The sequence below is a fragment of the Nocardia aurantia genome, from assembly GCF_009604425.1.
Taxonomy (GTDB): domain Bacteria; phylum Actinomycetota; class Actinomycetes; order Mycobacteriales; family Mycobacteriaceae; genus Nocardia; species Nocardia aurantia.
This window is the reverse complement of sequence record NZ_WEGI01000003.1, coordinates 186,523-198,002: the sequence shown is the minus strand read 5'-3', so window position 1 is coordinate 198,002 and position 11,480 is coordinate 186,523. Positions and strand designations below refer to the sequence as shown.

General features: G+C 69.8%; 11 protein-coding genes. 7 read left to right on the top strand and 4 right to left on the bottom strand.

All coding sequences use genetic code 11. The features are described 5' to 3' along the window. Window positions 1–15: 15 nt before the first annotated feature. Together NRB56_RS07345 and NRB56_RS07340 are read left to right on the top strand one after the other, a co-directional pair. Complete coding sequence (locus NRB56_RS07345; protein WP_227837337.1) at window positions 16–609, top strand: hypothetical protein; 594 nt, start codon at window positions 16–18, stop codon at window positions 607–609. A gap of 20 nt (window positions 610–629) precedes the next feature. Then, window positions 630–1,715, top strand: coding sequence for an NAD(P)-dependent alcohol dehydrogenase (locus tag NRB56_RS07340; RefSeq protein WP_153339781.1), 1,086 nt, complete (start codon window positions 630–632; stop codon window positions 1,713–1,715). Window positions 1,716–1,729: 14 nt separating this feature from the next. Here the strand turns inward: NRB56_RS07340 and NRB56_RS07335 are convergent, their stop codons facing one another. The 4 genes from NRB56_RS07335 to NRB56_RS07320 all read right to left on the bottom strand — a co-directional run bounded on the left by NRB56_RS07335 (window position 1,730) and on the right by NRB56_RS07320 (window position 5,834). After that, entirely contained in the window at window positions 1,730–2,590 is an 861-nt protein-coding gene (locus NRB56_RS07335; protein ID WP_153339780.1) for an alpha/beta fold hydrolase, read from the bottom strand. Next, window positions 2,587–3,423: an NAD(P)H-binding protein gene (locus NRB56_RS07330; RefSeq protein ID WP_153339779.1), complete on the bottom strand. Its 837-nt coding sequence runs from the start codon at window positions 3,421–3,423 to the stop codon at window positions 2,587–2,589. Before NRB56_RS07330 ends, NRB56_RS07335 begins: the two co-directional genes overlap by 4 nt. A 318-nt stretch (window positions 3,424–3,741) precedes the next feature. Beyond that, window positions 3,742–4,365, bottom strand: coding sequence for an SDR family NAD(P)-dependent oxidoreductase (locus tag NRB56_RS07325; protein WP_153339778.1), 624 nt, complete (start codon window positions 4,363–4,365; stop codon window positions 3,742–3,744). Further along, complete coding sequence (locus tag NRB56_RS07320) at window positions 4,365–5,834, bottom strand: aldehyde dehydrogenase (RefSeq protein WP_153339777.1); 1,470 nt, start codon at window positions 5,832–5,834, stop codon at window positions 4,365–4,367. Before NRB56_RS07320 ends, NRB56_RS07325 begins: the two co-directional genes overlap by 1 nt. 152 nt (window positions 5,835–5,986) lie before the next feature. Between NRB56_RS07320 and NRB56_RS07315 the strand changes: the two genes are divergently transcribed. The 5 genes from NRB56_RS07315 to NRB56_RS07295 are packed head-to-tail and all read left to right on the top strand — an operon-like array spanning window position 5,987 to window position 11,448. After that, the gene (locus NRB56_RS07315) at window positions 5,987–7,192 is read left to right on the top strand and encodes a cytochrome P450 (protein WP_153339776.1); all 1,206 of its coding nucleotides are present in this window, start codon (window positions 5,987–5,989) and stop codon (window positions 7,190–7,192) included. After that, a complete protein-coding gene (locus NRB56_RS07310; protein WP_153339775.1) occupies window positions 7,192–7,977 on the top strand; it encodes an SDR family oxidoreductase in 786 nt (261 codons plus the stop codon). The genes NRB56_RS07315 and NRB56_RS07310 overlap by 1 nt, the downstream gene beginning before the upstream one ends. 21 nt (window positions 7,978–7,998) lie before the next feature. Beyond that, the gene (locus NRB56_RS07305) at window positions 7,999–8,550 is read left to right on the top strand and encodes a nuclear transport factor 2 family protein (protein WP_153339774.1); all 552 of its coding nucleotides are present in this window, start codon (window positions 7,999–8,001) and stop codon (window positions 8,548–8,550) included. Beyond that, on the top strand, window positions 8,547–9,809 hold the full coding sequence (locus tag NRB56_RS07300) for a hypothetical protein (RefSeq protein WP_406603446.1): 1,263 nt from the start codon (window positions 8,547–8,549) through the stop codon (window positions 9,807–9,809). Before NRB56_RS07305 ends, NRB56_RS07300 begins: the two co-directional genes overlap by 4 nt. 13 nt (window positions 9,810–9,822) lie before the next feature. Next, window positions 9,823–11,448 carry an acyl-CoA synthetase gene (locus tag NRB56_RS07295; RefSeq protein WP_153339773.1) on the top strand — a complete coding sequence of 542 codons (1,626 nt, stop codon included), beginning with the start codon at window positions 9,823–9,825 and terminating at the stop codon, window positions 11,446–11,448. The last annotated feature ends 32 nt before the right edge of the window (window positions 11,449–11,480 follow it).

The window sequence follows — 11,480 nt, the reverse complement described above, 5'->3', positions numbered from 1 at the left end:
GGCGAGGAGGATCCGATGACCACCGCGACAGACGAGAAGTCCGGCACCGCGGCAGAACCCGCGCCGCCGCGGACCGGAGGCACCTCGCTCACCATCTCCATCGGAGTCCCCGCCGTCCTGCGGGGCCTGGTGATCGCCGTCCTGCTCACCGCCACAGTGGTTTTCGCCTGCCTGTACCTGTCGGCCCGGTCCACCCTCGCGGACCGCGACCACGCCGCCGCCGGCGACAAGCACGCCGAGGACATCGCCACGACCTACGCCGTCGGCGCCTCCACCATCGATTTCCACGACGTCAAGGGCTGGCTCGCCCGCCTGAAAGCCGGTACCAGCCCCCAGCTGTCCACCAAATTCGACGCCACCGCACCGCAATTGGAGCAGATCCTGCTCCCCTTGCAGTGGACCTCGAAGGCGGCGCCGCTGTCCGCGACGGTCACCTCCGAATCCGGCGGCATCTACAAGGTGAACGCCTACCTGAACGTCACGTCCACCAGCGCCCAGAACCCCGACGGCGCACAGACCACCGTCACCTATTCGCTGACCATCGACCGCAACGCCGGCTGGGCCATCACCGACGTCGGCGGCCTGCAGAACGCACTGCCGGCGAAATGAGCACCGGGAGAACCACTTCCATGGACATCATCGCAGCGGTGGCCCGCGGCGCCGACGCCCCCTTCACCGTCGAGGCCGCCACCCTCCGCCCGCCCGGTCCGGGCGAGGTACTGGTGCGCGTCGTCGCCGCCGGCATCTGCCACACGGATCTGTCCGCCCGCCGGAACTTCCCGGCCGACCTGCCGATCGTCCTGGGTCACGAGGGCGCGGGCGTCGTCGAGGCCGTGGGCGACGGTGTCACCGCCGTCGCCACGGGCGACCACGTCCTGGTCACCTACAGCAGCTGCGGCGCCTGCCGGTATTGTGCCGCCGGCCATCCCGGGTACTGCGCCGAATGGGTAGTTCGCAACGGCGGCCGCTTCGGCGAACAGTCACCACTGCGCGTCGGCGGCGAACCGGTGGTCGGCGGCTTCTTCGGCCAGTCGAGTTTCGCCTCGCACATCGTCACCGGGGTCCGCAACCTCGTCCGCGTCGGCCCCGACGTGAACCTCACGCGCACAGCGGCATTCGGGTGCGGTATCCAGACCGGCGCCGGCGCCGTGGCCAATGTGCTGCGCCCGCCCGCCGGCGCCACGGTCGCGATCTTCGGCACCGGCGGCGTCGGCATGGCCGCGCTGCTGGCCGCTCGCGCGCTCGGCGCCGGCACCGTCGTCGCCGTCGACATCGCCCCCGCCCGCCTGGAACTGGCCCGCGCCCTCGGCGCCGATGTGGTCGTGGACGGCGCCGAACCCGATGTCGCGGCCCGGATCGCCGACGCCACCCATGGCGGCGTCTCGCACGCTCTCGACACCACCGGCCTGGCCCCGGTGATCGCCCAGGCGATCGACGCCCTCGCTCCCCTCGGCACCCTCGCCTTGGTGGCCCTCGGCGAACCCACCCTCCCCATCGAGGTGGCGAAACTCATCGGCCAGGGCAAGACCCTGCGCGGCTGTCTCGAGGGCGACGGCGACCCCCAGCACTTCCTTCCCGTCCTCCTGGACTGGTTCCGCCGTGGCCTGTTCCCGATGGACCGCCTGATCCGCACCTATCCCCTCGGGAAGATCAACGACGCGGTCGCCGACTGTGCGAGCGGCGCGGTGGTGAAACCGGTCCTGACCTTCGAATGACCCGCCCGCCCCCGCTATCCGCCGAGGTGCCCGAGGACGACGGTGGCGTAGGCGTCGTGCACCGCCGCGGGCAACGAGTGGCCCAGGCCGGGGATCTCGGCCAGCCGAGCGCCGGGGATCAGTCCGGCGAGATGACGGCCGTGCGGCGGTGGATTGATCGGGTCGCGCAGGCCCTGGATCACCAGCGTCGGGATCGTGATGGCGGGTAGGTCCCGGCCGCGGTGATCGAGCCCGGCCCGGACCTGCGAGTGCGGATGCGCGGCGCGCGTATCCGATTGCCCGGCATGTCTTTCCGCGATCCGCAAGGCCGCGTCCACCTCGGCTTCGTCATAGAAGTCGCCGGCGAGCGCACGGCGGACGGCATCCCCCGAGGGCGCGGAACCCAGGGCGAGTTCGACGAATCTCCGGTCGGGGGTGGGCAATCCGTCCGGCGTCGGCTCCCCGGTCAGCGCCCGCCGCCAGTTGCCGAAGAAGTCGACACCCAGCGCGAAACAGTTGCTCAGGGTGACCGTGCGCAATCGCGTCGGATGATCCATGGCCAGCAATTGGGCTATGCCGCCACCCATTCCGAACCCGGCGACATGGGCGGCACCGGCGCCCCAGCCGTCGAGCACGGATACGGCGTCGGCCGCCAGATCGTCGAAAGTGTAGGGGTGAGCGGCGAATTCGCGCCAGGTCGAGCGCCCGGTATCGCGGTGATCGTAACGGATCACCGAATATCCGGCGTCGGTGAAGCGCTGAACCAGCGGCTCCGGCCAGCCGGTCGCCGAGGCCGTATCGCCGGCGATCAGCAACAACACCGGATCATCGGGGTCGCCGCGCCGTTCGGTCCACAACTCGAGGGCACCGGCCCGGACGATGCGTTCCTCGATCATCGCGGGGCACCGTCGAATTCCGCCGCTCGATCGGCCGCCCATTCGACCAGCGGCCGGCCGGGCCGGCCCGTCACCTCCGCGACGGTGTTCAGCACCGGCTCCGGTCGCGCGGCGCTGCGCGCCCAGATGTCGAGCAGGAAATCCTGCACGAAAGGTGGTACCCGGTCGGCGTTCTCCCGGCGCCACTCGTCGGGCGAGATCTCCTCGAATTCGAGTGCGCGCCCGATTCCGGCGCCGATCGCCGCCACCTGTTCGGCCTTGGTCAGGGTCTGCGGACCGGTCAGCGGATATCTCCGACCGGCATGGCCCGCCCCGACGAGGGCGGTCGCGGCCACCGCGGCGATATCGGCTTCGTGGATCGGCGTCTGCGCCGCGGCCGCGTACGGTTCGCGCACCACACCGGTGGCCCGGATCGACGGGGCCCACGTCAGCAGATTCGCCGCGAACATCCCGGGCCGGAGGTGGGTCCACGCCACCTCCACGCCCTCCACCGCCCGTTCCATTGCGCGATGCCCGACGGCGTCCGGCGGCTCGGAGTCGGCGAGCATGGACGACAGCGTGACGATCCGGCCGATCCCGCAACGACACGCCAGCCGGGCCACGTCCGCCGCGGTCGCGGGCCGGGCGATCAGCAACAGGGCCTCCGCCCCGGTGAAGGCCCGCGTCAGCGAATCGGGCACATCGAGATCGCCACCGACCACCTCGACCGAATCCGGTAACACCGCCCCCTCTGGGTCGCGGGTGACCGCCCGCACCTCCCGGCCGGCCTCGAGCAGACGCCGGACCACCAGCCCGCCGACCGTACCCGTCGCACCGGTCACGACAACAGTCATCGGAACACCTTTCCATCGCACATCGGAATCGCGGAACCGGCCGCCTCCCAGGGCCGATCGCGATGTCGAAGGTACACCGGAATTGCGCGAAAACAAATCGCCCGGAAGGGTTGACAGAACGGCGGATCCAGACTCTCTCGAAATTGAGAGAATAGATTTATGTGCACCGATTCATTGCGATTACTATTCTCGGAGCGATTTTCTCGAATTCAGTGCGATGGACACCGATTCGATTGCCCGGCGTCGAATATTCCCGCCGTGATTCCGGCGGCGCGACATCACGAATGCGGCGGGAGGTCGGCCCCGCCGGCGCATCCGTCAGCCGATCATCCGGCCCAGTTCGTCGACCGACCAGGGTGGCTGGTTGGCGTGGTCGCGGTAGCCCAGTGGAACGGTTGCCGGGCGGGCGAAGCGGCCGACGAAACCGCCTGCGGCGATGAAGATTTCGCCGGACACCGCGGCGGAGGCGTCGGCGGCGAGGTAGACGTACAGCGCGGCGGCGTATTCCGGTGGCGGGGCGGCGAGGGAGGCCTGCATCGTCATTCCGCGGGCCGCCATGCGGGGAGCCACCCGGCGGCAGGTGTTGAAGGTGGTGGTCAGGTGCGAGTCGAGCAGGTCGCGCCACTGCGCGGTGGTCACCGACAGGATCGAGGACCCGTGGGGTTCGGCGACGCCGGCGCAGTTCACCAGGACATCGACTGCGCCGTAGGCGGATTCGCAGGTTTCGACCAGCCGGTCGGCGACGGATTCGTCGGCGGCCGAACCCGCCACACCCACCGCGCTACCGCCGGTACCGGTGATCGTCTCCGTGGCCCGGTCCACCGCTTCCGCACTGCGCGAATTGATGACGACACCCGCGCCGTGGGCGGCCAGCGCGGTGGCCACGGCCAGACCGACGCCGCTGCCGCCGCCCACCACGATCGCGCCGCGACCGGCGAACATCAGGCGGGGGTCGCGATCAGCTTGGTCTCGAGGTACTCCTCGAAGCCCGCGACGCCCATCTCCCGGCCGATGCCGGACTGTTTGTAGCCGCCGAACGGGGCGTCCGCGTGGTACCACAGGCCGCCGTTCACGCTGAGTGTGCCGGTGCGGACGCCGGCGATCACGCGCTCGATCCGCTCCGGGTCGTTGCCCCACACCGAACCCGAAAGGCCGTAAGGGGATTCGTTGGCCAGCCGGATCGCATCGGCGTCGTCATCGTAGGCGATCACGACGAGCACCGGGCCGAAGATCTCCTCCTGCGCCACGGTGGCGGTGTTGCTCAACCCGGTGATCAGGGTGGGTTCGATGTAGAAGCCCTGCGGGCGGTTCGCCGGGCGGCCGCCACCGACCGCGATGGTGCCGCCCTCGGCGCGCGCGATCTCCAGATAGCGCTCGACCCGATCCCGCTGCCGGGCGGAAATCAAAGGGCCACAAATGGTTCGGGGCTTCGTCGGATCACCGGCCCGGATTCCGGACAGGGTTCCCGCGGCCGCTGCCACCGCCTCGTCGTACCGGGCGCGCGGCACCAGCATGCGGGTGGTCAGCGCGCAGCCCTGGCCCGCGTGCACGGCGACCGAGAACGCGGTGTAGGCCGCGGCGGCGTTCATGTCGGCGTCGTCGAGCACGATGGCCGCCGACTTGCCGCCCAGTTCGAGGAAGGTGCGCTTGAGGTTCGCGGCGGCGCCCGTCATCACCGAACGCCCGGTCGCCGTCGACCCGGTGAAGGTGATCATGTCCACGCGCGGATCGGCCACCAGGCGGGCGCCGAGGCCGTGGTCGGTGGAGGTGACGATGTTCAGTACACCGGCCGGGATGTCGGTGTGCTCGGTGACCAGTGCGCCGAGAACGGCTGCGCACCACGGGGTGTCGGGCGCGGGCTTGAGTACCACCGTGTTGCCGGCGGCCAGCGCGGGGCCGAGCTTCGCCAGGTTGATCTGGTGCGGGAAGTTCCACGGGGTGATCGCCCCGACGACGCCCGTCGCCTCCCGGCGGATCACCCGGCGGCTGCTGATGCCCATCTGCTCGGCGACACCGAGATCGGTTTCCCAGACGTAGCTTTCGGCCAGGTCGGCGGAGAAGGTCAGATCGCCGACCGGCCCCTCCAGTTGCGGTCCGCTCGTGAGCGAGACCGGCGCGCCGACCTCGGCGACGGTGATCTCCCGCAGTTCCTCGATGTGCTCGCGCATGGCGTCGCGCAGCTGGCGCAGGCAGTGCGCGCGCAACGCCGGGTCGCGGGACCAGTCGGAATCATCGAAGGCGGTCCGGGCCGCGGCGACGGCGGCGTCCATATCCTCGGCCGAGGCGTCCGCCGCGTGACCGAGCACCTCCTCGGTGGCGGGATCGACCGTGGCGAAGACGCCCGAGCCGCCGGGGACCAGCTTGCCGCCGATCAGCAGGGGCGTGCCTTCGGGAGGAACGAGGCCGTTCATGTGCGGGCTCCGATGCATGTCTGGACAGGTGTTCGGAATATAGTTCGAAGCATTGATCCAACGCAAGGAAACCGCGGCCGTTGTGGCGAACGAGCGTCGGTGATACCGTCCAGACACATGTCCAGCTGTGTGTCTTCCCGGAGGGGGACGTCATGACCTCGGCCTCGTTGGAGCCGTTCACGTTCGACCCCTACGACTACCGGTTCCACGACGATCCGTACCCGATCTACGAGCGCCTCCGCGCCGACGCTCCGCTGTACCACAACCCGGAGCTGAACTTCTGGGCCGTGTCCCGGCACTCGGACGTCATCACGGCCTTCCGCGACCACGTCCGGCTCTCCAGCGCCAACGGGGTCTCGCTGGATCCCGCCGCCTGGGGCCCGCACGCGCACCGGACGATGTCCTTTCTCGCCATGGACGATCCGCGGCACGTGCGCATGCGGCGGCTGGTGTACAAGGGCTTCACGCCGCGGCGGGTGGCCGAAATGGACGGCCGCATCCTGGAATTGACGCGCGAGCATCTGGAACCCGCGCTCGCGCGCGGAACCTTCGACTGGATCGAGGATTTCGCGGGCAAGCTGCCGATGGACGTCATCTCCGAACTGATGGGGGTGCCCGAGTCCGATCGCGCCGAGGTGCGCCGGCTCGCCGATCTGGTGGTGCATCGCGAGGAGGGCGTCCTCGACGTGCCGATGCCCGCGATCGAGGCGGCACTGTCGCTGATCGGCTACTACAGCGACATGGTCGGCGAGCGGCGCAAGTCGCCGGGCGAGGATCTCACCTCGGCGCTGCTGGACGCCGAGATCGACGGCGATCGGCTCACCGACGAGGAGATCATCGGCTTCATGTTCCTGATGGTGGTCGCCGGGAACGAGACCACCACCAAACTGCTGGGCAACGCGGTCTATTGGGCCGGCCGCAATCCCGGCGAGTACCGCAAGGTCGCCGCGGACCCGGCGCTGGTGCCGGACTGGGTGGAGGAGACCCTGCGCTACGACACCTCGAGTCAGATCGTGGCGCGCAGCGCGGCAACGGATATCGAGATGTACGGCGCCACGATCCCGGCAGGATCGAAGGTGCTGCTGCTGATCGGTTCCGCCAACCGCGATCCGGAGGTGTTCGAGGACGGCGACACCTACCGCATCGATCGGCCGGACAAGGGCAACCTCGCGAGTTTCGGCGCGGGCGTGCACTTCTGCCTCGGCGCGCATCTGGCGCGACTGGAGGCCACCATCGCCCTGCGCGAATTCGCCTCGCGCGTCGGCACTTACGAGCTGGCCGAGACCGGGATCGAACGCGTGCACTCGACCAACGTCCGCGGTTTCGCCAAACTGCCCCTCACCGTGGAGATCCGCTGATGCCCCGCTTCGAACCCCACCCCGATCGCCGGCCCGTGCTGATCGCCGGCGCCTCCTCCGGGATCGGCGCCGCGACCGCGGCGGCGCTCGCCGAACTGGGTCACCCGGTGGCGCTCGGCGCCCGCCGGGTGGAGTTGCTGGAAACGCTGGCCGCGAAGATCAACGACAACGGCGGCGAGGCATTCGCGCATCGGCTCGACGTGGCCGACACCGGTTCCGTCGACGCGTTCGTCACCGCCGCGGAGGCCGCGCTGGGCCCGGCCGAGATCGTGGTGTCCGGCGCCGGCGACATGAGTTTCGGCCGGGTGCACGAGATGACGCCCGAGGACTTCCGCGCTCAGGTCGACGTGCATCTGATCGGGGTGCATCGCCTGGTCCACCGCGTGGTCCCGGACATGATCGCCCGGCAGCGCGGCGATTTCGTGATGATCAGCTCGGACACCGCGAATCATCCGCGGCCACGTTCGGGCGCGTATCCGGCCGCCAAGACCGCGGTGGAGATCATGGCGCGGCAGATGGTCATGGAGCTGGAGGGCACCGGCGTCCGGGTCTCCCTGGTCCGGCCGGGTCCCACCCTCACCGGTATGGGTATGACCACCCCCGCGGAGGTCATCGGCCCGGTGCTCGAGGACTGGGTGCGCTGGGGTTTCGCGCGGCATCCGGAGATGTTGCGCGCGAGCCATCTCGCCGCCGCGATCGTCGCCGTCGTCTCCGCGCCACGCGGGGCCCACATTCAGCTCACCGAGGTACAGCCCGAGGCCCGGGTCCTCCACCCCGGCGCCTGATCTACCGAAAGGACCACTGCCATGGCCGATTTCGATCGCGCCGAACTCGACGAGATGGTGCGGCGCTGGTTGCGGGCGAACCGCGACTGTGAGGCCGCCGGCGACTGGCGGCCACTGGCCGAGTTCTACACCGAGGACGCCACCTACGGCTGGAACTACGGCCCGAAACAGGAGTTCATGGCCGTCGGCCGCGACGAGATCCGCGACGTCGCCATCGGATTGGAGATGGACGGGCTCGACGGCTGGTCCTACCCCTACCAGGACTGGGTCATCGACGACCGCAGCGGCAACCTGATCGGCCTGTGGAAGCAGGTCAGCGACCGCAAGCGGCCCGACGGCCGGTTCTACTCGCCGGAGGGTATCGGCGGCAGCTGGTTCCGCTACGGCGGCGACTATCAATGGTCCTGGCAGCGCGACTTCTTCGACTTCGGCAACGTGTCGGCGCTGTTCCTGGACATGATCACCGGCAACGCGCTGTCGGAGGGCATGCAGCAGCGCATCACCCGCGCCACGTCGGGAGAGAAGCTGCCCGGCTGGTATCCGATCGGCGAGGCGCCGGTGCCGCTGTGGTGAACGAAACCGAGCCGCGCCGAAGCGGTTTCGCGGATCTGACCCGCGCCGAACTGGCCGTGCTGGTACCCGAACTGCTGCTGAGCGGGCAGCTGATCGACCGGTCGGGCATGGCGCACTGCATCGCCGCCTTCGGCCGCGAGGGCATGACCGCCGTCGCGATCGAGGAGTGGCAGGTGTCCAGCCCGGTCTACACCCGGCGGATGCAGCGCGCGCTGAACTTCACCGGCGACAGTGTCGAGACGATCTTCAAAGGGCTGCAACTGGATATCGGCGCCCCGCCGCAGTTCATGGACTTCCGGTACCGGGTCGACGACCGCGATCACGGCGAGTTCTGGCTCGACCACTGCGGCGCGCTGGCCGATGTGGAGCCCATGGGCGAGTCCTATGTGCGCTCGATGTGCCACGACATCGAGGACCCCACCTTCGACGCCACCGCGCTGGCGACCAATCCGCACGCGCAGGTGCGGCCGATCCACCGCCCGCCCCGGGTACCGGCCGACCGGCACCCGGTCTGCGCGTGGACGGTCGTCATCGACGCGGCGCATGTACCGCCGCCCATCCCGCCCAATGCCGACGTTCTCGCCGAATCTCGCGCGGCCGCAGTGGTATTGGATCCGATCGATCCGGGCGACGCCGGGGCCGCCGATTACGCCGGTCCGTTGCTGAGCGATCTGCGGTTCGCCGACTTCTCCCGGTCGGCGCTGATCCGGCTCGCCGACGAGGTCTGCCTGCAACATCATCTGCTGGCCATGGGATTCCGCATCGCGGTCGGCGCGCGCACCGACGCGGCGGCCGAGATCGTGCGGAAGCAGTTCACCGGCATCGCCGGGATCACGGCCGAACGGCTGCGCCGGGCACTGGATCTCGGCGACGACGACGCGGCGCTGGCCCGGATCCTGGGACTGCATCCGGCCTGGAATCCGCTGCGGTACACCGGCGCCTGGATCGATCGGGACGACTCCGGGGTGCGGCTGCGGTTGCCGAAGCGCAGTCCGGCCCTGACGGACGGGGTCTGGCCCGCGGTGGTCGACACCGGTCACCTGGAACCGCTCGCGGCCATGGCGCGCGGGGTGAACCCGCGCTACGCGGCCGAGGTGGTCGCCGACACCGACCACGAGCTGACGATCGGATTCCGGCTCGCCGAAAAGCCTTTCGCCGAATCCGGCGAGGTGGCGATCACCCGGTTCAGCAGCGGGGCGGAGTTCCGCTTCACCGACCGCGGCACCCCCCTCCCGCTGACCGTGGTCCGATCGAAGTGAAGGACGAATCACCATGGCGTGCAACTTCGCCGATCTGTTCGAGCATTCCGTCGACGCGATGGGGCAGCGCACCGCGCTGATCCACGGCGACCGCCGCAGCACCTTCGCCGAGCTCGACGCCCGGGCGAACCGGCTGGCCGATCACCTCGCCGGCGCCGGTGTGGGGCCCGGCGCCCACGTCGGTTTCCAGATGCACAACAGCATCGAGACGATGGAGACCCTGATCGCCTGCTTCAAGCTGCGGGCGGTGCCGATCAACGTCAACTACCGCTACGGCGTCGAGGAACTGGTCTACCTCTACGACAACGCGGATCTCGACGTGCTCGTGTACCACCGCCGCTACGAACCGGCCGTGGCGCCGGCCCTGGCGCGGGCGCCGCGGGTGCGGCACGCGATCGTCGTCGACGACGACCTGGGTGGCGATCACTTACCCAGCGCGGCAACGGAATACGAGGCGGCACTGGCCGCCGGTTCCCCGGCGCGGCGGGTGGTGGAGCGCAGCGCCGACGATCTGTACATGATGTACACCGGCGGCACCACCGGCCTGCCCAAGGGCGTGATGTGGCGGCAGGAGGACATGTGGCGGGTCCTCGGCGGCGGAATCGACTTCTACACCGGGGAACCGGTCGCGGACGAGTTCCAGCAGTCGCGGGTCGGCGCGCAGTCCGATCCCGCCACCTGGCTGATCCTGCCGCCGCTGATCCACCCCTCGGCGATGATGCCCACCTTCACCGCGCTGTGGACCGGCAACGCGGTCGTGTTCGAGTCGAGGTTCGACGCGGCGGCGGTGTGGCGCACCGTGATCCGGGAGCGGCCGATGGTGCTGGTGATCACCGGTGACGCGATGGCGCGGCCGCTGCTGGACGCGCACGCCGAGGCCGACGGCGACACGAGCTCGCTGGTGGTCATCGCCTCCGGCGCGGCGCTGCTGTCCCAGCCGGTGAAGAACGCACTGCTGGAACGCTTCCCGTCGGCCCTGATCTCCGATTCCATCGGCTCCTCCGAAACCGGTTTCGGCGGAATGGGTTTCGCCACCAAGGACGACGATCCCGGCCGTGGCCCGCGCGTGCAGACCGGTCGCGGCGCGGTGGTCGTCGACGACGACGGCCGGCCGGTCGCAATCGGCGAGGAGGGCTGGCTGGCGAAGACCGGTTCGGTGCCGCTGGGCTACTACAAGGACACCGCGAAGACCGAGAAGCTGTTCCGGACCGTCGACGGCGTCCGCACGGTGGTCACCGACGACCGTGCCCGCGCCGAGGAGGGCGGTTACATCACCCTGCTCGGCCGCGGCAACATGGTGATCAACACCGGCGGCGAGAAGGTGTTCGTCGAAGAGGTGGAAAGCGTTCTCAAGGCGCATGATTCGGTCTTCGACGCGGTGGTGGTCGGCATCGCCCACGAGCGCTGGGGCCAGCAGGTCGCCGCGGTCGTCGCGACCACCGATACCGGCGCCCCGGATTTCGACGACCTGATCGCCCACGTCCGTCACCATCTGGCGGGCTACAAGGTGCCCCGCACCCTCTGGGTCGCCGAGACCGTGGTCCGCTCCCCCAGCGGCAAACCCGACTACCGCTGGGCGAAGGAGTACGCCGGCGCCCGCACCCCGGACCACCGCGTGGGCACCGGCGGCGATCGCTGACCGTGCCGCAACGACCCTGGTCGTGTCACTAC

What these genes read in the sequence shown, in the direction of transcription:
- NRB56_RS07305 (WP_153339774.1), top strand. Translation starts at nt 7,999, where the DNA reads ATGGCCGATTTCGATCGCGCCGAACTCGACGAGATGGTGCGGCGCTGG.
- NRB56_RS07325 (WP_153339778.1), bottom strand. Translation starts at nt 4,365, where the DNA reads ATGTTCGCCGGTCGCGGCGCGATCGTGGTGGGCGGCGGCAGCGGCGTC.
- NRB56_RS07320 (WP_153339777.1), bottom strand. Translation starts at nt 5,834, where the DNA reads ATGAACGGCCTCGTTCCTCCCGAAGGCACGCCCCTGCTGATCGGCGGC.
- NRB56_RS07340 (WP_153339781.1), top strand. Translation starts at nt 630, where the DNA reads ATGGACATCATCGCAGCGGTGGCCCGCGGCGCCGACGCCCCCTTCACC.
- NRB56_RS07310 (WP_153339775.1), top strand. Translation starts at nt 7,192, where the DNA reads ATGCCCCGCTTCGAACCCCACCCCGATCGCCGGCCCGTGCTGATCGCC.
- NRB56_RS07295 (WP_153339773.1), top strand. Translation starts at nt 9,823, where the DNA reads ATGGCGTGCAACTTCGCCGATCTGTTCGAGCATTCCGTCGACGCGATG.
- NRB56_RS07335 (WP_153339780.1), bottom strand. Translation starts at nt 2,590, where the DNA reads ATGATCGAGGAACGCATCGTCCGGGCCGGTGCCCTCGAGTTGTGGACC.
- NRB56_RS07315 (WP_153339776.1), top strand. Translation starts at nt 5,987, where the DNA reads ATGACCTCGGCCTCGTTGGAGCCGTTCACGTTCGACCCCTACGACTAC.
- NRB56_RS07345 (WP_227837337.1), top strand. Translation starts at nt 16, where the DNA reads ATGACCACCGCGACAGACGAGAAGTCCGGCACCGCGGCAGAACCCGCG.
- NRB56_RS07330 (WP_153339779.1), bottom strand. Translation starts at nt 3,423, where the DNA reads ATGACTGTTGTCGTGACCGGTGCGACGGGTACGGTCGGCGGGCTGGTG.